Origin of the sequence: Mycobacterium simiae (assembly GCF_008370645.1) — a bacterium.
In the GTDB taxonomy this organism is placed as follows: Bacteria; Actinomycetota; Actinomycetes; order Mycobacteriales; family Mycobacteriaceae; genus Mycobacterium; species Mycobacterium simiae_A.
Window position 1 is genome coordinate 1 of record NZ_VTZN01000020.1, and the last position, 24,650, is coordinate 24,650.

23 protein-coding genes are annotated in these 24,650 nt (G+C 65.4%); 15 read left to right on the top strand and 8 right to left on the bottom strand.

Features of this window, described 5'->3' with window-relative positions:
* The first annotated feature begins 26 nt into the window (after positions 1 to 26).
* From fgd to F0Q45_RS05480, 4 genes are all read left to right on the top strand, one after another.
* Positions 27 to 1,037 carry a glucose-6-phosphate dehydrogenase (coenzyme-F420) gene (fgd, locus tag F0Q45_RS05465; protein WP_149652975.1) on the top strand — a complete coding sequence of 337 codons (1,011 nt, stop codon included), beginning with the start codon at positions 27 to 29 and terminating at the stop codon, positions 1,035 to 1,037.
* The gene (pta, locus tag F0Q45_RS05470; protein ID WP_262490880.1) at positions 1,030 to 3,159 is read left to right on the top strand and encodes a phosphate acetyltransferase; all 2,130 of its coding nucleotides are present in this window, start codon (positions 1,030 to 1,032) and stop codon (positions 3,157 to 3,159) included. The genes fgd and pta overlap by 8 nt, the downstream gene beginning before the upstream one ends.
* On the top strand, positions 3,152 to 4,300 hold the full coding sequence (locus F0Q45_RS05475) for an acetate kinase (RefSeq protein WP_149652977.1): 1,149 nt from the start codon (positions 3,152 to 3,154) through the stop codon (positions 4,298 to 4,300). The genes pta and F0Q45_RS05475 overlap by 8 nt, the downstream gene beginning before the upstream one ends.
* Before the next feature lie 154 nt (positions 4,301 to 4,454).
* Entirely contained in the window at positions 4,455 to 5,339 is an 885-nt protein-coding gene (locus tag F0Q45_RS05480; protein WP_149652978.1) for an endonuclease domain-containing protein, read from the top strand.
* Between the two features lie 50 nt (positions 5,340 to 5,389).
* Here the strand turns inward: F0Q45_RS05480 and F0Q45_RS05485 are convergent, their stop codons facing one another.
* Genes F0Q45_RS05485 through glnX form a run of 3 tightly spaced genes read right to left on the bottom strand, consistent with a single transcriptional unit; the run spans position 5,390 to position 10,013 of the window.
* A complete protein-coding gene (locus F0Q45_RS05485) occupies positions 5,390 to 7,717 on the bottom strand; it encodes a serine/threonine-protein kinase PknG (RefSeq protein WP_149652979.1) in 2,328 nt (775 codons plus the stop codon).
* Positions 7,717 to 8,694 (bottom strand): glutamate ABC transporter substrate-binding protein, encoded by a 978-nt coding sequence (locus F0Q45_RS05490; protein WP_149652980.1) that lies wholly within the window; start codon positions 8,692 to 8,694, stop codon positions 7,717 to 7,719. The genes F0Q45_RS05485 and F0Q45_RS05490 overlap by 1 nt, the downstream gene beginning before the upstream one ends.
* Positions 8,694 to 10,013 (bottom strand): protein kinase G-activating protein GlnX, encoded by a 1,320-nt coding sequence (gene glnX, locus F0Q45_RS05495; protein WP_149652981.1) that lies wholly within the window; start codon positions 10,011 to 10,013, stop codon positions 8,694 to 8,696. Before glnX ends, F0Q45_RS05490 begins: the two co-directional genes overlap by 1 nt.
* A gap of 148 nt (positions 10,014 to 10,161) precedes the next feature.
* On the opposite strand from glnX, the gene F0Q45_RS05500 reads away from it, so the two are divergent.
* Positions 10,162 to 10,785 carry an NUDIX hydrolase gene (locus tag F0Q45_RS05500; protein WP_188112801.1) on the top strand — a complete coding sequence of 208 codons (624 nt, stop codon included), beginning with the start codon at positions 10,162 to 10,164 and terminating at the stop codon, positions 10,783 to 10,785.
* On the opposite strand, the gene thiE is transcribed toward F0Q45_RS05500, so the two are convergent.
* Positions 10,757 to 11,428: a thiamine phosphate synthase gene (thiE, locus tag F0Q45_RS05505; RefSeq protein WP_149652982.1), complete on the bottom strand. Its 672-nt coding sequence runs from the start codon at positions 11,426 to 11,428 to the stop codon at positions 10,757 to 10,759. The two genes, F0Q45_RS05500 and thiE, sit on opposite strands and share 29 nt — an antisense overlap.
* A gap of 156 nt (positions 11,429 to 11,584) precedes the next feature.
* Between thiE and thiO the strand changes: the two genes are divergently transcribed.
* The 4 genes from thiO to F0Q45_RS05525 are packed head-to-tail and all read left to right on the top strand — an operon-like array spanning position 11,585 to position 14,394.
* Entirely contained in the window at positions 11,585 to 12,607 is a 1,023-nt protein-coding gene (thiO, locus tag F0Q45_RS05510) for a glycine oxidase ThiO (protein WP_149652983.1), read from the top strand.
* Positions 12,604 to 12,801, top strand: a complete 198-nt coding sequence (gene thiS, locus F0Q45_RS05515; RefSeq protein ID WP_149652984.1) for a sulfur carrier protein ThiS — start codon at positions 12,604 to 12,606, stop codon at positions 12,799 to 12,801. The genes thiO and thiS overlap by 4 nt, the downstream gene beginning before the upstream one ends.
* A 1-nt stretch (position 12,802) precedes the next feature.
* Positions 12,803 to 13,600: a thiazole synthase gene (locus F0Q45_RS05520; protein ID WP_149652985.1), complete on the top strand. Its 798-nt coding sequence runs from the start codon at positions 12,803 to 12,805 to the stop codon at positions 13,598 to 13,600.
* A 17-nt stretch (positions 13,601 to 13,617) separates the two neighbouring features.
* Complete coding sequence (locus F0Q45_RS05525; RefSeq protein WP_149653014.1) at positions 13,618 to 14,394, top strand: SGNH/GDSL hydrolase family protein; 777 nt, start codon at positions 13,618 to 13,620, stop codon at positions 14,392 to 14,394.
* Positions 14,395 to 14,399: 5 nt separating this feature from the next.
* Here the strand turns inward: F0Q45_RS05525 and F0Q45_RS05530 are convergent, their stop codons facing one another.
* A complete protein-coding gene (locus F0Q45_RS05530) occupies positions 14,400 to 14,921 on the bottom strand; it encodes a serine/threonine protein kinase (protein WP_149652986.1) in 522 nt (173 codons plus the stop codon).
* 410 nt (positions 14,922 to 15,331) lie between these two features.
* Here F0Q45_RS05530 and F0Q45_RS05535 point away from each other — a divergent pair, with 410 nt between their 5' ends.
* The 5 genes from F0Q45_RS05535 (at position 15,332) to F0Q45_RS29035 (ending at position 20,855) form a co-directional block, all read left to right on the top strand.
* Complete coding sequence (locus F0Q45_RS05535) at positions 15,332 to 15,667, top strand: CD225/dispanin family protein (protein WP_149652987.1); 336 nt, start codon at positions 15,332 to 15,334, stop codon at positions 15,665 to 15,667.
* A gap of 14 nt (positions 15,668 to 15,681) precedes the next feature.
* A complete protein-coding gene (locus F0Q45_RS05540) occupies positions 15,682 to 16,107 on the top strand; it encodes a DUF2752 domain-containing protein (RefSeq protein ID WP_149652988.1) in 426 nt (141 codons plus the stop codon).
* 80 nt (positions 16,108 to 16,187) lie between these two features.
* A complete protein-coding gene (locus F0Q45_RS05545; protein WP_149652989.1) occupies positions 16,188 to 17,690 on the top strand; it encodes a M28 family metallopeptidase in 1,503 nt (500 codons plus the stop codon).
* On the top strand, positions 17,687 to 19,168 hold the full coding sequence (locus F0Q45_RS05550; protein ID WP_149652990.1) for a M28 family peptidase: 1,482 nt from the start codon (positions 17,687 to 17,689) through the stop codon (positions 19,166 to 19,168). The genes F0Q45_RS05545 and F0Q45_RS05550 overlap by 4 nt, the downstream gene beginning before the upstream one ends.
* 187 nt (positions 19,169 to 19,355) lie before the next feature.
* The gene (locus F0Q45_RS29035; protein WP_262490882.1) at positions 19,356 to 20,855 is read left to right on the top strand and encodes a peptidase; all 1,500 of its coding nucleotides are present in this window, start codon (positions 19,356 to 19,358) and stop codon (positions 20,853 to 20,855) included.
* A 356-nt stretch (positions 20,856 to 21,211) separates the two neighbouring features.
* Here the strand turns inward: F0Q45_RS29035 and F0Q45_RS29040 are convergent, their stop codons facing one another.
* Entirely contained in the window at positions 21,212 to 21,490 is a 279-nt protein-coding gene (locus F0Q45_RS29040; RefSeq protein ID WP_262490881.1) for a PE family protein, read from the bottom strand.
* A 209-nt stretch (positions 21,491 to 21,699) separates the two neighbouring features.
* Between F0Q45_RS29040 and F0Q45_RS05560 the strand changes: the two genes are divergently transcribed.
* Positions 21,700 to 23,190, top strand: a complete 1,491-nt coding sequence (locus F0Q45_RS05560) for an HNH endonuclease signature motif containing protein (RefSeq protein ID WP_149652991.1) — start codon at positions 21,700 to 21,702, stop codon at positions 23,188 to 23,190.
* Here F0Q45_RS05560 and F0Q45_RS05565 read toward each other — a convergent pair whose 3' ends face one another.
* Both F0Q45_RS05565 and thiD read right to left on the bottom strand, forming a co-directional pair.
* Complete coding sequence (locus tag F0Q45_RS05565; protein WP_149652992.1) at positions 23,191 to 23,820, bottom strand: alpha/beta hydrolase family protein; 630 nt, start codon at positions 23,818 to 23,820, stop codon at positions 23,191 to 23,193.
* On the bottom strand, positions 23,817 to 24,647 hold the full coding sequence (gene thiD / locus F0Q45_RS05570) for a bifunctional hydroxymethylpyrimidine kinase/phosphomethylpyrimidine kinase (RefSeq protein WP_373424924.1): 831 nt from the start codon (positions 24,645 to 24,647) through the stop codon (positions 23,817 to 23,819). Before thiD ends, F0Q45_RS05565 begins: the two co-directional genes overlap by 4 nt.
* Between the last annotated feature and the right edge of the window lie 3 nt (positions 24,648 to 24,650).

Consider the following 24,650-nt stretch of genomic DNA (forward strand, 5'->3'; position numbering starts at 1 on the left):
CATCAAGATGGGAGTAGAAAGAACTGGTGGCTGAACTGAAACTTGGGTACAAAGCATCTGCTGAACAATTCGGACCCCGCGAGCTCGTCGAGCTTGCTGTCGCCGCCGAAGCGCACGGCATGGACACCGCTACCGTCAGTGATCATTTCCAGCCGTGGCGGCACACGGGCGGGCATGCTCCGTTTTCGCTGTCGTGGATGACCGCCGTAGGCGAACGCACGAAACGGCTGTTGCTGGGCACCTCGGTGCTCACGCCGACCTTCCGCTACAACCCAGCGGTCATCGCACAAGCCTTCGCCACCATGGGTTGCCTGTACCCGGGCCGCGTTTTCCTCGGCGTAGGCACCGGTGAGGCCTTGAACGAGATCGCCACCGGATACCAGGGGGCCTGGCCGGAGTTCAAGGAGCGGTTTGCCCGGCTGCGCGAATCGGTCCGGTTGATGCGCGAATTGTGGCGCGGCGACCGCGTCGACTTCGACGGCGAGTATTACCGGCTCAAGGGTGCCTCCATCTACGACGTGCCCGACGGGGGTATGCCGATTTACATCGCGGCGGGCGGACCGGCGGTGGCCAAATACGCCGGCCGCGCCGGCGACGGCTTCATCTGCACCTCCGGCAAGGGAGCAGAGCTGTACACCGAGAAACTGATCCCCGGAGTCCGAGCGGGCGCCGCGGCCGCCGACCGCAATGTCGACGACATCGACAAGATGATTGAAATCAAGATCTCCTACGACCCCGACCCCGAGCTAGCCCTCAACAACACCCGGTTCTGGGCGCCGCTCTCGTTGACGGCCGAGCAGAAGCACAGCATCGACGACCCGATCGAGATGGAGCAGGCCGCCGACGCGCTGCCGATCGAGCAGGTCGCCAGGCGCTGGATCGTGGCGTCCGACCCCGACGAAGCGGTGGAAAAGGTCGGGCAGTATGTGACCTGGGGCCTCAATCACCTGGTGTTCCATGCGCCTGGCCACGACCAACGCCGGTTCCTGGAGCTGTTCGAAAAGGACCTGGCACCCAGGTTGCGGCGACTTGGTTGAACAGCACGCGTCAAGCATCTACATCGCGGCACCCGAGTCGGAGACGGGTAAGTCAACGATCGCGCTGGGGCTGATGCACCGATTGGCCGCAACCGTCGCGAAAGTCGGCGTCTACCGGCCAATTACGCGCCTCGACGGCGAAGGCGAACGTAGCGAAGCCGGGCAGGGCGGGCCGCGTCGCTTCGGTGAGAACCGCGATTACATCCTGGAACTGCTACTCGACCACTCCACCGCGGGCCTGCCCTATGAGCGATGTGTCGGCGTGACTTATCAGCAACTGTACGACGACCAGGACGCCGCGATCGCCGCTATCGTCGAGTCCTATCACGCGATGGCGCAAGAGTGCGACGCAGTGGTGATCGTCGGCAGCGATTACACCAACGTCGCTAGCCCCGCCGAACTTTCGGTCAACGCCCGGATCGCGGTGAACCTCGGCGCGCCGGTGTTGCTCACGGTGCGCGGCAAGGGCCGCACGCCCGACGAGGTTACTAGCGCCGTTGCGGTATGTCTGGACGAGCTGTCTGCCCAGCGAGCTCACGTCGCGGCCGTGGTCGCCAACCGTTGCGAACCGGCCGAGCTGGACGCTGTTGCAGCGGCCTTGCGTGTCTTCGGCCCGCGCAGCTACGTGCTGCCCGAAGAACCGCTGCTGGCCGCGCCGACGGTCGCCGAACTGCAGAAGGCCGTGCGCGGAACGGCTATCCACGGTGACGCGGTGCTGTTCGAACGCGAGGTGCTGGGCGTCATGGTCGCCGGGATGACCGCCGACCATGTGCTGGAAAGGCTGCTCGACGGCGTGGCGGTGATCACCCCCGGCGATCGCTCGGACGTGGTGTTAGCTGTCACCAGTGCCCATGCGGCCGAAGGTTTCCCGTCGCTGTCATGCCTCATTCTCAACGGCGGGTTCGACCTGCATCCGTCCATCGCGGCCCTGGTGTCGGGCTTGCGGCTGCGGCTACCTATCGTGGTGACCGAACTGGGCACCTACGACACAGCCAGCGCGGCAGCGGCGGCGCGCGGCCGGGTCACGGCTGCGTCGCAACGCAAGATCGACACCGCGCTGCAACTGATGGGCCGCCACGTCGACGCGACGGACTTGTTGGCGCAGCTGGCGATTCCCATCCCGACTGTGGTCACCCCGCAGATGTTCACCCACTGGCTGCAGGAACAGGCTCGTGCAGACCGCAAACATATCGTGCTGCCCGAGGGTGGCGACGACCGCATCCTGAAGTCCGCCGGGCGGTTACTGCAACGCTCCGTTGCCGACCTGACCATCCTGGGTGATGAGGCTGAAGTACGCTCGCGCGCAGCAGAACTTGGTGTCAGTTTGGACGGCGCAACCATAATCGACCCCCGCGCCAGCGAACTGCGTGAACAGTTCGCCAGCCAATATGCGGAACTCCGTAAAGCCAAGGGCGTCACCTCTGATCAAGCGCACGAAATCATCACTGATGCTACGTATTTCGCCACCATGCTGGTGCACACTGGCATGGTCGATGGCATGGTGTCGGGTGCAATCCACACCACCGCCCACACGGTTCGTCCCGCCCTGCAGATCATCAGAACCAGTCCAGGGGTATCCACCGTCTCCAGTGTCTTCCTGATGTGCATGCCGGACCGGGTACTGGCCTACGGGGACTGCGCCATCATCCCGAACCCGACAATCGAACAGCTCGCCGACATCGCCATCTGTTCGGCGCGTACCGCTTCGCAATTCGGCATCGAACCACGGGTGGCCATGCTGTCCTACTCCACCGGTGATTCCGGCGTCGGCGCTGATGTGGAGAAGGTGAGAGCGGCAACAGAATTGGTTCGATTCCGGGAGCCGCAGCTGCTGGTCGAAGGGCCCATCCAGTACGACGCCGCGGTGGACCCAGCGGTCGCGGCCACCAAAATGGGCGATTCGCCCGTTGCCGGCCGCGCGACGGTGCTGATCTTCCCTGACTTGAACACCGGCAACAACACGTATAAGGCGGTGCAGCGTTCCGCCGGGGCAATTGCGATTGGCCCGGTGCTGCAGGGCCTACGCAAGCCGGTTAACGACTTGTCCCGCGGCGCGCTGGTCGAAGATATCGTCAATACCGTTGCCATTACCGCGATTCAGGCACAGAGCGCTCGTGACTAGCAAGCGGGCCGTACTCGTCCTCAACTCCGGCTCCTCATCGTTGAAGTTCCAGCTCGTCGAGCCCGACTCCGGCGTGTCACTGGCGATCGGCAACGTGGAGCGGATCGGGGAAGCAGCGTCGTCGGTGGCCAACCATGACTCAGCGCTGCGCCGTGCTTTCGAAATGCTGACCGACGACGGAATAGATCTGTACAACTGCGGTCTGGTGGCGGTGGGGCATCGGATAGTCCATGGCGGCAATGACTTTCACCTACCGACTCTGCTCGACGAGGCGGTAATCGGTGAACTGGAGCGGTTGTCGGCGCTGGCGCCGTTACATAACCCGCCCGCGGTGCGGTGCATCAAAGTCGCGCGCGCATTGCTGCCCGATGTTGCGCACGTCGCAGTTTTCGACACCGCGTTCTTCCGCGATCTGCCGCCTGCGGCAGCGACTTACGCCATCGATCGCCAGCTGGCCGATACCTGGGGGATCCGTCGCTACGGTTTTCATGGCATATCCCACCTATACGTCAGCGGTCAGGCCGCGGCGTTCTTACACAAACCGCTGGTCGGCCTGAATCAGATTGTGCTGCACCTCGGCAACGGCGCTTCTGCGTCGGCGATCGCCGGCGGGCGGCCGGTAGAGACGTCGATGGGCTTGACACCGCTGGAGGGATTGGTGATGGGTACCCGCAGCGGTGACGTGGACCCGGGCGTCATCGGTTACCTTTGGCGCACTGCGAAGCTGAGCGTGGACGAGATCGAACGGATGCTCAACCATCGGTCCGGTGTCCTCGGGCTGGCCGGTGAGCGAGACTTCCGCCGGCTGCACGCGATGATCGAAGCCGGAGACAGCTCAGCACAATTGGCGTACGACGTGTTCATCCACCGACTGCGCAAGTACATCGGCGCCTACCTAGCCGTGTTGGGGCACACCGATGCGGTGAGTTTTACGGCCGGAATCGGCGAGCACGACGCGACAGTGCGCCGCGATGCGCTGGCCGGGATGACCGAGCTGGGCCTCGAACTCGATGAGCAGCGCAACACTGCCCCGTCGAATCGGGCACGACGGATCTCCACGGACGGCTCACGGATCACCGTTCTGGTGGTGCCCACCAACGAAGAGCTGGCCATCGCCCGCGACTGCGTGAGCCTGCTGTAGCTGGTGATTTCAGTGTGCGCTGAAGGCGTAATCCGCCGCGGAAATCCCCGCCCTAGGCGCTCACTCGACGCCCAGGCCGCACACTCGATTCGGAGATTAGAGGCTGTGCAAAGACGGGGGCATGCTACGCCTCAGGCATGCGAAACTGCGCGGCATGAACTCGGGCGAGCCGTTCATCGGCAGTGAAGCATTGGCGGGTGGAGTGTTGAACCGGCACCAATTGCGCACTCGGTACCGGGCAGTATTGCCCAACGTCTACCTGCCCAAGAACGTCGAACCGTCGCTGGCGCAGCGCACGACGGCCGCTTGGCTGTGGTCGCACCGGACAGGCACCATCGTCGGAGCGGCTGCCGCCGCACTACATGGTGCGAAATGGATTCCCGACACCGTCCCGGTGGAACTGGTGCATGCCAACTCCCGGGCGCCTCGGGGTGTGCTGACCCGACGCGACCGATTGCTCGACACCGAGATCCAGACCGTAGCCGGGCTCGCGGTCACCACACCCGAGCGCACCGCCTTTGACATCGGCCGTCGCGGTGCCGTGCGCTCCGCGGTTGCCCGCCTCGACGCGCTCGCGCGGGCGACGGGTTTCAAGCTTGACGACGTGCTGCGGGTGGGACGGTGTCATCCGGGCACGCCCGGAGTGCGCCGACTGGAGCCCGCACTGGAGTTGGTGGACGCTGGCGCGCAATCGCCCAGGGAGAGCTACCTTCGGCTTCTTCTCATCGATGCGGGATTGCCTCGACCCCAAACCCAGATACCGGTCTTGGGTGCTGACGGCATTCCGGTCGCCTACCTCGACCTGGGTTGGGAGGACTGCCTGGTTGCCGTCGAATACGACGGGGACCACCACCAGCTGGATCGGCGGCAATACACCAAAGATATTCGCCGGTTGGAGATGCTGGAGCGCATGGGGTGGATCATCGTGCGGGTGGTGGCCGAGGATCACCCTGCGAATATTGTGCGCCGGGTGCGGGCTGCGATCGCGACATCGTGTGTGCGCTCAGGGCTTTCGGTGTGCGCTGTGGGCGGGATCTAAGCGGTTTTTCCGCCCCGGACGCGCACTCGACGCGGCGACAAGCCAAAGACTTAGAACGTGCTGGTGGGCCGTACTTGGTTGGCCATGTCCACCAAGGTGTAACGGTGTCGCTGGGTAGGGGCCACTCGGGCCAGGCTACGCAACGCCGACTCGACGCCGAGCCGCAGCCCGTGGTCGGTGAAAGGAAAGCCCAGGATGTGATTGGTGCTGGCCCCCTTGCCATTCTGGTTGTCCTGCAACCAGTCCATCGCGCCGCCGAGCACCAGGGCGCGAATCTGCAGGACCCGTGGTTCGGTCGGGGGCAGCGACTCGACCCGTCGCGCGGCATCGCGAATCTGTTCTTCGGTGATCTCGCTCTGCGACCGTCCTGATAGCAGGGTCACCGCGCTGGTTAGCCGCGCGGTCGTGAAATGTCTTGAGGTGGGCGGCACTTCATCGAGCGTGCGCACCGCGCAGGTTCGGTCGCCCTTGGCCGAAAGGGCTCTGGCCAATCCGAAGGCCGCCGAGATCACGCCGTCATTCGTTTGCCACACCGTCTGGTAGAAGTTGTGCTCGTCGGTGTAGCCGGCCAGCTCAGCGGTCGCGGCCAGCGCCAGTTTGGGCGCGAGTTCGCCGGGGAAGGTATCGAGCACCTCGGTGAAATGCTTGATAGCAGAGTCGTAGTCGCCGGTCAGCAATTCGGCGACGGCCTTGTACCAGACCAGCCGCCAGCGCCAGCCGACTCGTTCAGCAAGGTCGTCGAGCTTGCGGGTGGCCTTGGCGACGTCGCCGAGGTCCAGCAGCGCCCGGACTTCCATCAGCGGCAGTTCGACCGACTCGGAAAGGTCGACCCCGTCGGCGGCCAAGGCTCCGTGACGGGCGGCCCGCAGCGAATCGAGGGTCTGCACCGGCTGGGAGAGCACCTGTGCCTGTAGGACCGGTGCTGCGACGTCGGTCGGATCGACCAGCGGGACCTGCAGTGCGGTCACGATCTCTTTGGCGGTCAGCTTCTCCGCATGCACCCGGCCGTCCAGATACACGTCGGTGTGGGCGACCAACAGGTCCACGCCGAATGTGGAGCGGCTGGGGCTAAAGATCGTCGAGAGTCCGGGTCGCGGCACCCCGGTGTCGGCAGCGACCGCCTCCCGCAGCACGCCCATCAGCTGGGCGGAGATCTCTTCGGAGCTGGCGAACCGCCGTCGTGGATCGGGATCGATGGCGCGCTGCAGCAACCGTCCGAAGGAGTCGTACTTCTTCAGCACCGGATCGTCTTCGGGCAGCCCGTCGACGTACCGGCCGTTGCGGGTAGGCAGGTTCAACGTCAGTGCTGCCAACGTGCGCCCCACGGTGTAGATGTCGGTGGCCACCGTAGGGCCGGTCCGCACGATCTCGGGCGCCTGGAAACCCGGTGTCCCGTAGAGGTATCCGAACGAATTGATCCGCGACACCGCTCCGAGGTCGATCAGCTTGAGCTGCTCTTCGGTGAGCATGATGTTCTCGGGCTTGAGGTCGTTGTAGACCAAGCCGATCGAATGGAGATAACTCAGCGCGGGCAAGATCTCCAAGATGTAGGCAATCGCCTCGACGACCGGCAGTTTATCGGCTTTCCCGTTTTTTCGACCCCGCTTGAGCGATTGTCCGCCGATGTACTCCATGACGATGTAGCCGACGGGATCTCCGTGCTTGTCGGTGTGCTCGACGAAGTTGAAGATCTGCACGATCTGGGGGTGCACCACCTCGGCCAGGAACTGCCGTTCGGCCATCGCGATCGCCTGTGCCTCGGCGTCACCGGAGTGCACCAGGCCTTTGAGGACCACCGGACGGTCGTTGACGTTATGGTCGACGGCTAGGTACACCCACCCGAGACCACCGTGTGCGATGCAGCCCTTGACCTCGTACTGGCCGGCGACGAGGTCCCCGGGGTTCAGTTGCGGCAGGAACGAATACGGGCTGCCGCAATACGGGCACCAGCCTTCCTTGGATCCTGCTGCCCCTTGAGCGCCTTCGCCTGCTGGGCTGCTTCGACCGACCGGCCGCCCGCAGTTCCAGCAGAACCGCTTGGACTCTGGGACCACCGGGTCGGTCATCAGAGCTTTGAGCGGATCGATATCGGGCACTCGCGGAATCTCGACCAGGCCGCCGCCGAGCTGCCTGATTTGTGGAAGTGCCCGCGTCGCAGCCGACATCCGGTCCTGTGGCTGGGTGTCGAAGGTACCCAGCGCGATGAGTAAGTCATCGTCATCGTCGTCGTCAAAATCGGGACGGAAAAGCGCCTGAGTCGCCGGCGGCCGGGTCCCCGCGGCCGCGCCGGTCTGCATGTCCGCTGGCTGGGTGCCGGGAGCTAGATCCTCGCGGTCTTCCTGGTCTTCGGTCGCGTTGTGCGCCGGCTTGGGCGACATCAGTCCACGTACCTCGGCTGCGGTGGCACCGGAGCGGGACCAAGGACCGATAACCACTTGCGGTACAACGTATTCCAGGTGCCATCAGAGCGGATGCGTTCCAGGGTGCCGTTGACGAACCGAACCAGCCCAGTGTTGTCCAGGTTGATCCCGATGCCATAGGGCTGGTTAGCCATGTTGGGGCCGACGATGTGCAGGTATGGGTCTTCTTCTACCAATCCGGCAAGGATTGAATCGTCGGTGCTGACCGCGTCGATCTGCCGCTGCTGCAGCGCCACCAGACAGTCAGCCCAGTTCACCACCGACACGACGACCGGCGGCGGCGTGATCTCGCGAATGCGGCGCAACGACGTAGTGCCCCGAGCCACACAGACTCGCTTGCCGGACAGGTCGGAAACCGTCGAAATCGTCGCGTCACGGGGGGTCAGGATGCGCTGGTTGGCGTCCAGGTACACCGTGGAAAAGTTAACCAGCTTGCGCCGCTCGCAGGTGATGGTCATGGTCTTGACCACAACATCGACCTGCGCGGTCTGCAGCGCGGTAATGCGTTCTGCGGCCGACAGGATCCGATACTCAACATGCGACGGACTGCCGAAGATGTCGCGCGCCACCTCCCCGGCGATGTCGACATCAAAGCCGGTGATCTCCCCGGTGATCGGGTCGCGGAAACTGAACAAGTTGCTGCCGATGTCGAGCCCGACGATCAGCCGGCCCCGCGAGCGAATATCGGCCACTGCGGCGTCCGCCGCGGCTTTGGTGGGGAAGGGGCGCAGGCTGGCGGTCGGGTCGCAGTCCTGACTCGTATTGTCCGGCGGCAGCGGAGGCGCAGCAGGCATCACTTCCATGCCTACCGGAGTGGGCAGCGGCAGCGTCGGCGTCGCCTCCATTTTCAGCGGCTCCGAGTGGCCGCAGCCGGCGAGCATGACCGCCGAAGCGGCCAGGATGGCGGCCCGTCGAACTCTGGGCAGGCGCATCATCACCGATATTCTTTCAACCTGGGCCACAGGCCCAGGGCGACCGCAATAGCGGCGCCCACGCTCAGCACCACACCGCCCACCTGGGCGCCGGCCAGTCCCCGGCGCGCATTGAGAACGTCGTTACGCAAGTGGCTACGACTTTGCTCGATCGCCTTGGTCAGCGCTTCGTCGAGCTTGTCGAATGCCGGTGTGGCGTCGTCCTCGCCTTTGCCCAGCGCCACTTGGGTGGCGGCCCGATAGTTGCCCACCGCAATATAGGAGTTGATCCGGTCGTTGGCCTGCTGCCATCGAACCAATAATTGGTCGGCGCCTTGCAAGTCGCGTCTGTCGACGGCGTCGCGGCGGGCCATGTACTCGTCGAGCTGCTGATGCATGGCCTCGATGCGTTGATAAAACGACTGCTTGCGGACCTCTTCATCACCGCGCCGGATGAGCGACAACGTCTCATCGGCGCGTGCCTGCTGGGCGGTGATCGCGAGATTGGTGACGGTCCTGAGCGACTCCGCCGCGGTGTCTTTGGCGCTACGGCTGGCGGCCGTAGAGATTGTCAGCGCGGTTCCTACCCAGACCACCATGACGAGAATACCCAGCGCACCGACGACAAGACCGGGGTTTACCCGTCTTCTTGTGCGCCGCGCCAGCCAGCGATGTGAAAACGCGCCGAACGCCACGGTGGTGCCGACAACGAGGATCACTGGTGCTGGAATTTGCGTGGACGCGGTGGTTTCGCTGTCCACCCGCGCCGACGTGGCCTGGTACAGCTGTTGTGCGTCGGGCAGGATTGTCGATTGCATTAGCCCTGATGCCTCTGACAAGTACGACGACCCGACGGGGTTACCCGCCCGGTTGTTGGTGCGGGCGATCTCAACCAGCCCGGTGTACACCGCCAGTTCGGCGTTGATCCGGCCCAGCAGTTGCACCAACGGTTCGTCGGTGAGTCCACTTGCCGCCCGGGTCACCGCGACGGCGGCGTCGGTAATGGCCTGCTCGTAGCGCAGCCGCACGGCTCGTGGCTCAGCCTGTGCGATAAAGGCGGTGGCTGCCGCGGCGTCGGCCACCGACAGGGTGGTGTAGAGCCGCCCGGCCGCAAAGGACAGGGGCTCGGTGTGGTCGAGCACAGTGGTCAGCACTTGCTGGCGGTGGTTGATTGTCGTTGAGGTAGCGAAGGCGCTGGACACCCCCAGGGCCGCTAGCACGATGCCGATGGTGAGGATGCGTCCGGGCGTGGTCGAAATGAACCACCAGCGGGGATGGGCCGGTTCGGCGGGCGACCGCGACCCCAGCGGTTCGGTCGACGGGTGCGCCAGCTCAACCGTCACGTCTGCTCAGACCTCATCTTTCGGTCATGTCACCTAACCTGAATAAGCAAATTCTAAGAGAATGTTCCGACAGATGTGGGGAGGCGGACCCAATTGCCCCTCGATTGCCCGTGAATGCGCGCGAGTGCGGTCTGCATATCCTGAATCCGTGCAGGGCGACGGCGACGGGTGGGTGATTTCCGACAACGGAACCCACTACTGGGGCCGGTTTGGCTCGGCGGGCCTGTTGCTTCGGGCCCCGCGAGCCGATGGCACCCCGGCAGTGCTGCTGCAGCACCGGGCGGTGTGGAGCCACCAGGGCGACACCTGGGGCTTGCCCGGCGGGGCCCGAGACAGCCATGAAACTGCTGAACAGACGGCCGTCCGTGAAGCGCACGAAGAGGCCGGCCTTGACGCCGAGCACGTGGCAGTGCGGGCAGTGCTGGTAACTGCCAGGCCCAGGGGCACCGCGTGGACTTACACGACCGTCATTGCCGATAGCGCCGCATTGCTGCCGACGGTGCCCAACCGGGAAACCGCCGAGCTGCGCTGGGTTGCAGAGCAGGAAGTGACCGAGCTGCCACTGCATCCCGGATTTGCCGCCAGCTGGCAGCAGCTGCGTAGCGCTCCGCTCACCGTGCCGCTGCGCCCCGGGGACCAACGGCGGCGGCGGCTGCCGCGCACGATGGAAATCGAGGCGGGCGTATTCGTCTGGTGTATGCCTGGCGACGCCGATCAGGCGCCGTTGCAGCTGAGCCCGCGCATCAGCTCACTGCTAGCAGCGCTGACTTAAGCTGCCCGGCGGCTGCCTTCGGGTCGTTGGCGGCGGTGATGGCGCGAACCACCACGATCCGGCGGGCGCCGGCAGCTAGTACCTCGGGTAAGCGCTGCGCGTCGATTCCGCCGATCGCGAACCAGGGCTTGGCGGTGCTGAGCGCGGCGGCGGCCCGCACCAGCTCCAGTCCCGGCGCCGAGCGGCCCGGCTTGGTCGGGGTAGGCCAACAGGGTCCGGCACAGAAGTAGTCGGCATCGCCAATGGCTGCCGCGCCAACCTGATCCGGGTCGTGGGTGGACCGGCCGATCAGCAGGTCCGGCCCGACGATCTCTCGCGCCACGCTCGACGGCAGGTCACGCTGGCCCAGGTGCAGCACGTCGGCGCCGGCAGCTCGGGCAATGTCGGCGCGGTCGTTGACCGCGAACAGGGCGCCGTGCCGGCGGGCCGCGTCCCCCAGGATCTCGCAGGCGGCCAGCTCGTCGAGCGCTTCCAGCGGTCCGTACCGCTGCTCCCCGGCGGAGCCCTTGTCCCGCAGCTGGATGATGTCTACGCCGCCGGCCAGGGCGGCGTTGACGAACTCGGCCAGGTCGCGACGCTCACGACGGGCATCGGTACACAAATAGAGCCTTGCGGTGGCCAGACGCGCGCGACGGGACTGCACACTGCGACGCTAGCGCGCTAGTTTGGAACCCAGAAGAAGGATGTAGGCACGGGAGTCCCGGGTAACCAGCGGGACTGAGAGTGGACACTGCCAATACAGGTTGGACTGTCCTGACCGTCACACCTGATCCGGGTCATGCCGGCGAAGGGAGCAAGGATGTTGTCACCCGCGGTCACGGGGTCATTAGCTGTCATCGGCGGCGGCGTCATCGGGTTGTCGGTAGCGCGGCGAGCGGCACAGGCTGGCTGGTGGGTGCGGGTGCATCGCAGCGGGCAGCATGGCGCGTCCTGGGTTGCCGGCGGCATGATCGCCCCGCACAGCGAAGGCTGGCCCGGCGAGGAACGGTTGTTGCGGCTGGGCCTGGAGTCGCTGCGGCTGTGGCATGAGGGCGGCTTCCTGGACGGTCTGCCGGCGCAGGTAATCACCGCGCGCGAGTCGCTGGTGGTGGCCGTCGACCGGGCCGACGTAGCGGACTTGCGTAGGGTCGCGGACTGGTTGTCCGAGCAGGGGCATCCGGTGACGTGGGAATCGGCGGCTCGCGACATCGAACCACTGCTGGCCCAAGGCATCCGGCACGGCTTTCGGGCGCCCACCGAGCTGGCCGTGGACAACCGGGCGTTGCTCGACGCACTGAGCGCGGACTGTGAGCGGCTCGGTGTCCAGTGGGCTGCTCCAGTCACCAGGTTGTCCGATGCCGAAGGCGACACGGTGGTCATCGCCAACGGCATTGACGCCCCGGCCGTGTGGCCCGGCCTGCCGGTGCGCCCGGTGAAGGGCGAGGTGTTGCGGCTGCGGTGGCGAAAGGGCTGTATGCCTGTGCCGCACAGGGTCGTTCGGGCTCGGGTGCACGGCCGCCAGGTGTACCTGGTGCCGCGTACGGACGGGGTGGTGGTGGGTGCTACCCAATACGAGCACGGGCGCGACACCGCGGCGGTGGTATCGGGCGTGCGTGACCTGTTAGACGATGCGTGTGCGGTAATGCCGGCGCTGGGTGAATATGAACTGGCTGAATGCGCTGCCGGCCTGCGGCCGATGACGCCGGATAATTTCCCTATCGTGCAACGTCTGGACGCGCGCACGCTGGTTGCTGCGGGCCACGGCCGATCCGGAATTTTGTTGGCGCCTTGGACGGCCGAACAGATTGTTTCCCAACTCATTACGGTCGGAGCCAACACATGATCGTTGTTGTCAACGAGCAGCCGGTGGAGATCGACGAGCAAACCACGGTTGCCGCTTTGCTGCGGTCGTTGGGTTTCCCCGGCCGGGGCATAGCGGTGGCCTTGAATTGGGCTGTGTTGCCGCGATCCGACTGGGCGACCACGCTCGCGGAAGGTGCCCGACTCGAGGTGGTGACGGCGGTGCAGGGTGGCTGATATGGGTGCGGACAAACTGACGATCGGCGATCGCAGTTTCGCTTCGCGGCTCATCATGGGAACCGGGGGAGCGACCAATCTGGCGGTGCTGGAAGAGGCTTTGGTCGCTTCGGGTACCGAGCTGACCACCGTTGCGATCCGCCGAGTCGACGCCGAGGGCGGCACCGGATTGCTCGACCTGCTCAACCGGCTGGGTATCGCACCGTTGCCCAACACCGCCGGGTGTCGGGGTGCCGCGGAGGCGGTGTTGACCGCGCAGCTGGCCCGCGAGGCGCTGGACACCAACTGGGTGAAGCTCGAGGTCATTGCCGACGAGCGCACTCTGCTGCCCGATGCAATCGAATTAGTCAAGGCTGCAGAACAATTGGTGGATGACGGGTTTGTGGTATTGCCCTACACCAACGACGACCCGGTGTTGGCCCGCAGACTGCAGGACACCGGTTGTGCGGCCGTGATGCCGTTGGGTTCGCCGATCGGCACCGGACTTGGCATCACCAATCCGCACAACATCGAGATGATCGTCGCCGGGGCAGGCGTTCCTGTCATCCTCGACGCGGGTATCGGCACCGCCAGCGACGCCGCGCTAGCAATGGAGTTGGGTTGTGACGCTGTGCTGTTGGCCAGCGCGGTGACTCGGGCCGCAGATCCGCCGGCGATGGCCGCCGCGATGGCTGCGGCCGTTACCGCCGGCTGTCTGGCACGCCGTGCCGGACGGATACCGAGACGCTTCTGGGCCCAGGCGTCCAGCCCGGCGACGATGCGGGCCGTGTTGCGGCCCGATGAGGAGGAGGGCAATTGAATTCCAGCCCGGCGACGATGAAACGGTATGTCGCGCTGGGCAGTTCAATGGCAGCGGGGCCGGGCATCCGACCGCGCGCGGCGGGCGCGCCGTGGTGGTCCGGCCGGTCGGCCCGCAACTATCCGCATCTGGTCGCCGAACAGCACCACCTGGAATTGGTCGACGTCACCTACTCCGGCGCTACCACTGCGAATGTACTTTCCGAACACCAGCATGGCGCACCACCTCAGCTCGCCGCGTTGGACGGCTCGGAGGGCCTGGTGACAGTCACCATCGGAGGCAACGACGTTGGATACGTCCCGCTGCTGATGGCCGCGTCGGTGCCGAAACCCGTGCGGCAGCTGCCACTAGTCGGCGCGCGCACAGCCGAATTGCTGGACCGCGATGCCCGAGATCAGGCCCTGGCCCACGTGTTTGATTCGTTGTGCGCGGTCGGCAGTTCGCTGCGGCGGCGCGCGCCGCAAGCCCGTATTTTCTTCGTCGACTACCTCACGCTATTACCGCCGCCGGGGATGGCCGCTTGGCCGCTGTCCGAAGACGACGTCCAACTTGGCCGCCACGTCGCCACAACGCTGGAGCGGCTTACCGCCGCCGCCGCTGAGTCCACCGGGTGTGAGATAGTACGCGCCGCGGCGGCCAGCCGCGACCATCACGCGTGGTCCACGGAGCCCTGGACGGTCAAGCCGACACGATTCGGCGTGCCGTTACCGGGTCGGCCCGCGCCGCTGCATCCCAATGGTGATGGTATGCGCGCGGTGGCCGAGCTGGTCCTGCGAGCGATGTCGCCCGGGTAGCAGGGTTAGCCGTTGGTCCGCCACCACTGGTAGAGCGCGGGAACGTCAGCGTTGGCAGCACGGACGTAGCTCAGAATGTTCTTGGCGTCCGTGGTCCAGATGATCTCGGCGGCACCCTGATAGGTGCCGCAAGCGACCTGCCCGGCCGTCGCGCCGGTGCTGCCCTGGCGCCAGGTGGTGGGTGAATTGCCGCTGTCCCCGCACGCGGTGAGGGTTTCGTCCTTGATGCTGGCCTTGAACGAGCCGTTCATATCGTCGGCGTTGGTGAAAAGGATGTACTTTGCTTGAACCGGGCCGGCGGAGTCGGGGCTCTGCCCGCACGAGAGCGCGGCCAGTTCGCCACCGGTGATGGTCTGGGCGGTGCAGTTGTTCAGGCCGTAGCCCTTCGACAAGGAACCGGCCAGGGTATTGACATCGGAGGCGGTGCCCGTGGGGTCTGCGCTGGCGGTGGCAGTACCCAGCCAGGCGACGCTACCCGTGAGTGCTGCAGCTGTAGCTGCTCGCAACGCGGTGGTGAGGTGAGACATCCTTGACTCCTTGCTGTTACCGCCGATGCGGCTGCGCCGACATCCAGGAGTTTATTGGTGTGGTCGACCGGAAAACAGGGCCCTCTTGCCAATCGGCGTCGGCCGGCGCCGAGCGGCTATGCGCTGACAATGCAACATATTCCGCTAGAAATTGTCTGGGGCAGCATCGGTGTCGCCTTGCCCTGGATGTCTTCGCGTCGCCGCATCGTGGAATATCAAGGCGGCATTGCTGTTTCGTGAGACGATCGACGTCGAGTCGCTTGACAACGGGGCAGGATCGCACGAAGGCACCGCTACCTGGATGTTGGTGGAGGTGCCAGATTTTCCGGTTTATTGGTGCTCTCACGGCGGCTCTCCGGTATGGTAAGCACCGCTTTACGCCAGCTAACTTCTCTTGATCTGGAGAATCCATGACACAACCACCACCGCCACCACCTGGTTACCCGCCGCAGCAGCCGCCAGCCGGTCAACAGCCGGACAACTACCTGGTCTGGTCGATTCTGGTGACGTTGTTCTGCTGCCTTCCCCTTGGGATTGTGGCGATCATCAAGTCCACCCAGGTCAGTGGGTTGTGGGCGCAAGGGCGCTACGCGGAAGCTCAGGCAGCCTCTGACTCTGCCAAGAAGTTCGTCATGTGGTCGGCGATCGCCGGCGTGATCGTGTTCGTCATCTACGGCATCTTGTTGGCGGTCGGTGCGCTCAACACCGACGTGTCGAGCGCGGCCATGCTAACGGGGATGCGCTAAGCCGGGTTGCGTTCATGGTGACCCGCGCTGGGTCGGCACGGTTGAGTCTGGGTGCGCCGCTGCTGGTGGCGGCGTCCGCCACGTTGGCGTGCGCCGCCATCTGGGTGGGTGATCCGACGACTCCGGGCGGTCCGTTACCGGTATGCCCCACCAAGGCACTACTGGGCATCGATTGCCCGGGCTGCGGCAGCTTGCGGATGCTGTACAGCCTGATGCACGGCAATGTGTTGGCGGCTGCCAGGTTTAACGCTCTTGGCCTGGTCGCGGTGGTGCTCTTGGTGTGGGCTTACGCGGTGTGGACCTATGGTCGCCTGGTGGGCCGGCGAACTCGCGGATGGCAACGTAATCGCTGGGCGGCCGCAGTGACGCTGTCGCTGGTGCTGGTTTGGTTCGTGGTGCGCAATCTCCCGATTGCGCCCTTCAACGCATTATTCGTCTGATTCGCAAGAGCAGCATCGGTTTCGTCACAGGTCGGTGGTTACGCGGCGAGACCCGAGCGCCGCGGTCTAATCTGGGCGCGATGGTGAACAAGTCAAAGACCATGCCGGTGGTGCTTGTCGCGGGTGCCCTTGTTGCTTTGCTCGTAGTGGGTTGCGTCCGTTCGACGACGCGAACGCAGCCCGCTACCGGCAATCCCGCTGCGGCCGAGTTCGCCAACATGTTGCGCGGCCGGGTGAGCACCGACGCGATGATGGCCCACCTGGCGAAGCTGCAGGACATCGCCAACGCCAACAACGGCACCAGGGCGGTCGGTACCCCAGGCTATGAAGCCAGCGTCGACTATGTCGTCAACACTCTGCGCAACAACGGTTTTGACGTGCAAACGCCCGAGTTTTCGGCCCGCGTGTTTCGCGCCGAAAAAGGGTCGGTGACGGTCGGAGGCCTGACCGTGGAGGCGCGCGCGCTCGAGTACAGTCTCGGCACCGACCCAGCAGGGGTTACCGGGCCGCTGGTAGTCGTGCCCGCAGACGACAGCCCCGGCTGTACCGCTTCGGATTACGACAGACTGCCGGTGCAGGGTGCGGTGGCGGTGGTGGATCGGGGCAGCTGCGAGTTCGCCAACAAAGAAGACGTCGCAGCGCAGCAGGGCGCCGTTGCGCTCATCATCGTCGACAACGTCGACGAGCAGTCGATGGGCGGCACTTTAGGGGTCAACACCGACGTCAAGATCCCGGTGGTCAGTGTCACGAAATCGGTGGGCATGCAGCTGCGCGGAAAATCCGGACCGACAACCATCAAGCTCGCCGCCAGCACACAAAGTTTCAAGGCGCGTAACGTCATCGCGCAGACCAAAACCGGATCTGCCACCGACGTGGTGATGGCCGGCGCGCACTTGGACAGCGTGCCGGAGGGGCCGGGCATCAACGACAACGGCTCCGGGGTAGCCGCGGTGCTGGAAACCGCGGTGCAACTGGGAAATTCGCCACAGGTGCACAACGCGGTGCGGTTCGGGTTCTGGGGCGCCGAGGAGCTCGGACTGATCGGGTCGCGCAACTACGTCGAGTCGTTAGACCTCGACGCGCTCAAGAGCATCGCGCTGTATCTGAACTTCGACATGCTGGCGTCCCCCAATCCTGGTTACTTCACTTATGACGGAGACCAATCCCTGCCGCTGGACGCCCGAGGCGAGCCGGTGGTGCCCGAGGGTTCGGCCGGAATCGAGCGCACGTTGGTTGCCTACCTGAAGCTGGCTGGCAAGACGGCGCAGGACACCTCGTTTGACGGCCGCTCCGACTATGACGGATTCAGTCTGGCTGGGATTCCCTCTGGCGGTTTGTTCGCCGGTGCCGAGGTCAAGAAAACCGAGGAGCAGGCAAAGCTATGGGGCGGTACCGCAAACGAGCCCTTCGACCCCAACTATCACCAAAAGGGTGACACCCTTGAGCACATCGACCGCACGTCGCTGGGCATCCAGGGCAGCGGTGTGGCCTATGCCGTCGGCCTGTACGCGCAGGACGTGACCGGCCGAAACGGTGTTCCGGTGATCGGGGACCGCACCCGTCACTTGCTCGTCAAGCCATGATGCGCGGCCTCGTCTTTCGGCTGGGCGCCACCCTGCTGCTGATCTGCGTGCCGGCAGGGTGCTCGGCGCCCAACCCGGCGCCACCGGCCGCGGCAGCCGATCTGGGCCGTGCGTTGGCCGCCAAGATCACCGCCGACGCGATGTTTATCCATCTGCGGGCGCTGCAGGCAATTGCGAACTCCCATAACGGCAACCGGGCAGCTGGGACTCCGGGCTATGACGCCAGCGTTGACTACATCATGAAAGCATTGCGCGACAAGGGCTTTGAGGTCTCAACCCAGCAGTTTGAGCGATTGTCCAATGTCTCGCAAGGCAAGCCGGCGCTGACGGTCGCTGGTCGCAGTTATCCCGTCGACCAGGCTTCGTTGCTGGTCCGGACAGCACCGGCAGGGCTGACTGGCCAGCCGGTGCGCCCCTCTCAACCGGCCGGCTGCGCCGCTGCCGACTACCCACCCCTGCTGCCAAAGGGTGCCATTGCCGTCGTCGACGACACCCGCTGCTCGGTCGGCGACAAACAGAACAGCGCGGTGGCCAAGGGCGCCAGCGCACTGATCGTGGTGAGCGAGCCGAAGGGCCAGGGCAGCCCGCCCACTCTTTTCACCCCCGGCTACTACAACCAGCTGACCGTGCCGGTGGCGGTGATCGGAGCCGAGGCCGCTGCCGCGCTAGGACGCGCCACCACTGCCGTACGTCTGGTGCTGGACGCCGAGAACGTCAAGATCACATCACGAAACGTGCTGGCGCAGACCAAGACCGGGGCGCCGGGTGAGGTGATCTTGGTCGGCGCGCGACTCGATAGCCCGCCCGGGAGCCCGGGCATCAATATGGCCGGCTCCGGAGTTGCCGCCGTGCTGGAAACGGCGCTGCAGCTGGGTCCGTTGCCGGCGGTGAGCAACGCGGTACGGTTTGCCTTCTGGGGTGCTGAGCAGGAACGGCCTAACGGCGCCATGGAATACGTCTTCGGGCTGGATAACGAACAGCTCAACAACATCGCGATGTACCTGAACTTCGACATGCTGGGCTCGCCAAACGCGGGCTTTTTCACCGACGATGGCGACCAGTCTGGTCCGTTGGGGCCCGGTGTGGCTTCGGGTGATGTGCCGGAGGGTTCGGCCGGTATCGAGCGCACCCTGGGCGGCTACTTGAACCTGGCCGGTAAGCGGCCGGCCGACATGCCGTTGACCATCAACGCCGGCTACCGCCCGTTTTTGGTCGCGGGTGTGCCGATCGGGGGGATGACCACCGGTGCGTCGCAAACGAAAACGAATGTGCAGGCCCGGCTCTGGGGTGGTCAGCCCGGTGTCGCGTTCGATCCCAACTACCAGAGTCCCCGAGACACCGTCGACAACATCGACAGGGAAGCGCTGGCGGTCATGGGTTCTGGTGTGGCGTTCGCGGTGGGCAGCTATGCGCAGTCCATCGGGGGTGTCAACGGCGTCACTCCCCGTGACAAGCGCCATCGCGTGCGGATGTCATAGCCACGGTGGCTGGGCTGCCGATCTCCGGCGCGGGCTGGGCCGGTGGACTTCATCGGCGTCGCGGGCTGGATTTTGCGAATCGCCGGGACAGCTGGGCTTCATCGCGGCTTCGTTTGGGCACTGACGCTAACCAACCCATCTAGACTGAGATTCCTTGGTTCAGGCCGGTCGGGACGGGGTCAACTACATGGATAACCGTGGGCGGAAAAGGCTGCAATTACCTAAGGTGCGCGCGCGGCGGCAGATCGCGGCGCTACGGGCGGCGACAGCCTGCCTAGGGGCGATGCTGGTGGTGGGCGGGTGTACAACCATGGTTGAGGGGCGGCCGTTGTCGATCCTCAACGACCCCTTCCGGGTGGGCGGTCTGCCCGCGACCAACGGTCCCAGCGGCCCCCGTCCGAATGGACCCGCGCCCACCGGCACGGTGCTCAACACGAACAACGGACCCATCGACAAGTTGTCGTTGTTGTCGGTCAACGACATTCAGGAATACTGGAAGGCTGCCTATAGCGAGTCCCTGCAGGGCACCTTCAAGCCGGTCGACAAGCTGGTGTCCTACAACTCCAATGACCCCAACAGCCCCGTAGTCTGCAACAACGAGACCTACGAGCTCGTCAACGCGTTCTTTACTTCTCGCTGCAACATGATCGCTTGGGACCGCGGCGTATTCATGCCCGTCGCGCAGAAGTATTTCGGCGATATGTCCGTCAATGGCGTGTTGGCACACGAGTTCGGGCACGCGCTGCAAGTGATGGCGAAGTTGGTCACCCGCAAAGACCCCACCATCGTCCGCGAACAGCAAGCGGATTGCTTTGCCGGCGTCTACCTGTACGAGGTCGCTGAAGGCAAGTCGCCGCGCTTTACCCTGAGCACCGCCGACGGGCTGGATCACGTGCTAGCTGGGATTATCACCACGCGCGACCCGGTGATGGACGCGGATTCGGAAAACGACGACGAGCACGGGTCGGCTTTGGACCGGGTGAGTGCCTTTCAAATGGGCTTCCTCAGCGGCGCCAAGGCGTGTGCGGCAATCAACCAGTCCGAGATCGAGCAGCGCCGCGGTGACCTGCCGACCGGCCTACGCGTCGACAGCAGCGGCACCACCGAGACCGGTGAAGTCCCGATCAACGAGGACACGTTGCAGACATTGATGGAGCTGATGGGCAAGATCTTCTCGCCCAAGAATCCGCCTACCTTGTCGTATGCCGCGGCCAGCTGCCCCGATGCGAAGGCGAGCCCGCCGGCGTCCTACTGCCCGGCCACCAACACGATCGTGGTGGACTTGCCGGCGTTGGCGGCAATGGGAAAGGTCGCCGGCGCAGCGGAACAGTCTTTGCCGCAGGGCGATGACACCGCTTTGTCGATCGTGATGTCGCGATACGCGCTGGCAGGCCAGCATGAACGTGGGCTGGCCATGCAGAGCCCCTGGACTGCGCTGCGGACGGCTTGCCTGACCGGCGTTGCGCACCGCAAGATGGCCGAACCCATTGACCTGCCGTCCGGGCAGCAACTCATCCTGACCGCCGGTGACCTCGACGAAGCTGTTGCCGGGCTGCTGACCAACCATATGGTTGCCAGTGACGCCGACGGCATCAGCGTGCCCGCCGGGTTTACCCGGATCGCCGCATTCCGGGCCGGGGTCGTTGGCGCCGATATGGACGGGTGCTACTCGCGCTACGCGGTTTAGGCCGGTGTTGCCGCCGTTGCCGCCGTCGCCGTATGTCGACGCGGTGAAGGTGCCGTTGATCACTAGCCCGGCGTTGCCGCTGTCGCCGCTGTTCCCGCCCGACCCGATGAACCCGAGGGCGCCGCCGCCGGCACCGCCGTTGCCGATCAATCCGGTGGCTCCACCGGCACCCCCGGGCTGGCTGGGGCGCCGGAGCCACCGGTGCCGCCGTCGCTCGGCAAGTACCCCTCCCGGCTCACCGGCCTCCCCGGTCCCCGTTGGTGCCATTGCCGATCAGCGGGCGGCCCAACACCGCCGCGGCGGGCGCATTGACCACAGCCAGCAGGCCTTGCTCCCGGGTCTGCAACGGCGCGGCACTAGCCGCCTCGGCGGCCGCATACCCGCCCCAGCTGCGGCCAGCGCCGGCGCGAACCGGGCGCTGAAACGCCGCCCGCCTGAACGCTTCGCGCCTGATACTGCTCGGCGTGATGGGAAAACAACGCCGCAACGGCCACCGACACCTCATCACCAGCGGCGGCCACCAGCGCTCTGGTCGGGACCGCGGCCGCCGCATTGGCGGCGGTCGACAAGTCAATCCCAGCGAGACTTTCTGCTGCCATCGCCACTACGCCCGGCGCGGCAATCACCAACGACATCTGCTCCCCGTTCAACTGTTCGATCTGACTGGCGGGCGATTCCGATAAGCGGAGGATGGTCCTCCGGCAACGGATTCGGAAGCTATCCGGTGCCATTTCGGCTCATCAGACCCAAACCCCGGGTCACTGCGGGCGGCGGATTGCGCATCCATCAATCCGTCCCGTTTTGGTAGCAGCGGGTGTTGGACCTGTGTGGCATAATCGAAAGTATGTTCGAACGCATAGTCGCCCAGAATGAGGAGTGGTTCGAGCGGCGTTATCCCGCAACGACGGCGGAGTCGGCGGCTTTGGTGGATCGGATCTGCGCGGCCACGCGGGCGGAAAATCGGGCGACAGGGGAGCGGTTGGCCGCGATCGGCGAGCTTGATGTGTTGCGGTTGCAGGCGTCTGGCGAGCGTGAGTCGTGGGGGACTGATACCTGGGAGGCGGTGAGCGCTGAGGTCGCCGCGGCGTTGCGGATCAGTCAGGGGTTGGCGTCGAGCTATCTGCACTATTCGCGGGCACTGCGCAACCGGCTGCCTAAGGTTGGCGCCATGTTGCTGGCCGGTGACATCAGCTATGCGACGTTTCAGACGATGGTGTATCGCACCGACTTAATCGACGACAACGACGTGATGGCCCTCGTCGACGCCGAACTTGCCGTGAAAGTGAGCCGATGGCCGTCGATGACACGATCACGACTATCCGCCTACGTCGACCGGGTGGTGGCCCGCGCCGATCGTGATGCGGTGCGCCGCCGCCGGGAGCAGCAGGCGGAACGCGAACTGTCGATCTGGGACGACGGCAGCGGCCTCACCGAAGTCTTTGGCAGGCTGGTCAGCACCGACGCGTATGCGTTGGATGCGCGCCTGGATGCGTTGGCTGCCACGGTGTGCGACGGTGACCCGCGCACTCGCAACCAGCGTCGCGCCGACGCCATGGGCGCCTTGACGGGAGGGGCCGAACGGCTGGAGTGCCGCTGTGGGCAGCCGGGCTGCGCCGCAGCTACCACGCCGGTGCCGCGGCCCGTGGTAATCCATGTGGTCGCCGATCAGGCGAGCCTCAACGGCAGTTCACCGAACCCTGCCGCGATGGTCGACCGCGAGGGACTCATACCCGCCGAGTTGATTGCCGAATTGGCCGACTCGGCACGGCTGCGCCCGCTCGTGCATCCGGCCGACGCAGCCTCCGAGCCTGGTTATACGCCGTCGCGTGCGTTGGCTGATTTCGTCCGCTGCCGCGATTTAACCTGTCGGTTTCCCGGGTGCGATCGGCCCGCACTGCACACCGACATCGACCACACGATCCCGTATGGCGATGGCGGTGCCACCCACGCCTCTAACTTGAAATGCCTTTGTAGAAGCCATCATTTGATCAAGACCTTTTGGGGTTGGCGCGATAAACAACTACCCGACGGCACGGTGATTTGGACCTCGCCGTCGGGCCATACCTACGTCACCGCTCCGGGTAGCGCGCTGCTATTTCCCAGCTTGTGCGCACCAACCGGCCAGGTACCCAGCCGCGAGCCGGAAGGCGGTGCCGACCGCTGTGGGGACCGCACCGCGATGATGCCGATCCGCGCCACCACCCGGGCGCAGAACCGCGCCGCCTACGTTGCCGCCGAACGGCGGCAAAACCAGCAGGCCCGCGAAAGTGTCGCTGCCCAGCAGCGACCTGAGGAAGTACCAGCCGCCGCAGACGACGAGCCGCCACCTTTCTAGCTAGCCTGTTTGGCCTGGCAACAGGCGCAATGACGCCTCGACGGCCAGCCCGGCGACGTCGACGGTCTTCGAAGCCAGGTCGTGGCGCGCACCGGTGATCTCCACGACCTCGGTCGGCGCGGCGATGAGCGCAGCAGCGTGGCGCACTTCCGCGAGCGTGCCGAACGGATCGGAGCTGCCGTGGGTGAAAACCGTGGGTGTCGTGATGTTCGGTAGATGCTCGGTGCGGACGCGCTCCGGCTTGCCGGGCGGGTGCACCGGATAAGAGAACAGGGTCAACACGTCGACCGGCGCTTGCCCTGATGCCACCACCATGGACGTTTGCCGGCCGCCGTAGGAATGCCCGCCCGCTATCAGCGGGCCGCCGGCAAGGCCTCGGCACAATTCGATCGCTTCGACAATGCCGGCCCGGTCGGATTCTGCCGAGCCGGACGGCGGACCTTTGGGGCGGCGGCGGCGGTAGGGCAGGTTATACCGGACCGCCACCCAGCCATGCCGCGCCCACTCGTCGCAAACATGTTGCAGCAGCACCGACTCCCGGCTGCCACCGGCGCCGTGGGTCAGCACCACGACGCCGTGCGGGGAGCCGTCAGGTCGGTGTGCGACCCCAGCGATCTGATCGAGGTTCATGACAGCCGAAAGAGTGCGGAGACCGGGCCGTGGCCGTGGCCCAACGGATAGGCGGCGCGCAGGCATTCGGTGACCCATTGCTTTCCGAACGTCACCGCGTCCGGCACGCTGAACCCGTGTGCCAGCGCGCAGGCGATCGCGGATGCAAGCGTGTCGCCGCCGCCGTGGTCGTTGCCGGTGGGCACCCGTGGTGCGGTGAATTCGTAGCAATCGGCGCCGTCATAGAGCAGGTCACAGCTGGTGTCCGAGGAGCGCAGGTGGCCGCCCTTGACCAGGACCCACCCAGGACCCAACGCATGTAAGGCCTTTGCGGCCGCCCGCTGCGATCCCGCGTCGACCACGTCGATATCAACCAGCAGGCGCACCTCGTCGAGGTTCGGTGTCACCAGGGTGGCCAACGGAAAAAGCTGCTCGCGCAGCGCGTTTAAATCCGACACCGCCAGTAGTGGGTCGCCGTGCATGGACGCGCAGACCGGGTCGACGACAAGCGGAACCCCCAGATCGAGCCGGCGCCAGGTCGCTGCCAGCGTGGCGATGATGCGCGACGACGCCAGCATCCCGGTTTTGGCTGCGTGAACGCCGATATCGGCGACCACCGCCTCGATCTGTGCGGCCACGACATCGTCCGGAACCTCGTGAAAACTCTTTACTCCCAACGTGTTCTGCACGGTTACCGCGGTGACCGCGACGCAGGCGTGCACGCCCAGCAGCGCCATGGTCCGCATATCGGCTTCGATACCGGCACCGCCACCGGAGTCTGAACCGGCTACCGTCAGCACCCGCTGCGGCGTCGCCCCCGGCGGCGGCACAGGCAGAACGGGCGGCAACGA